Origin of the sequence: Asaia spathodeae NBRC 105894 (assembly GCF_025994195.1) — a bacterium.
GTDB classification, from domain to species: domain Bacteria; phylum Pseudomonadota; class Alphaproteobacteria; order Acetobacterales; family Acetobacteraceae; genus Asaia; species Asaia siamensis.
The window spans coordinates 1-316 of the sequence record NZ_BAPY01000057.1 but is presented as its reverse complement, the minus strand read 5'-3'; the positions used below and the strand labels follow the sequence as shown (position 1 = coordinate 316).

At 53.2% G+C, this 316-nt stretch carries 1 protein-coding gene; it reads left to right on the top strand.

All coding sequences use genetic code 11. From position 1 onward, the window contains the following. Window positions 1–316 (top strand): hypothetical protein (locus tag AA105894_RS13410; protein WP_267312202.1); only part of this gene is annotated, 316 nt, incomplete at both ends.

Genomic DNA, 316 nt, shown 5'->3' with positions numbered 1-316 from the left:
CAATCACCAGATCAATCTGGTCGTCAGCGATGGAACACTCTCATTCTGGGATGGCGCAAGGCCAAATGCTTTCGCGGTAAATAGTAATTCCGGAAACGGAACTGTCGATGGGGGGGATGGTGTCTGGAATGCGCAGAATAGCAACTGGACGACGCCCTCAGGAATCACCAACGGCGCAGCAGAGCCGGGTTTGTTCGCTGTTTTCGAAGGTCAGGCTGGTACGGTCACTGTGAGCGACCGTGATGCAAGTGGCAATCCTGCTAATGTCACGTTCAGTGGCATGCAGTTCGCTAATAACGATGGTGGTGTCTACAAG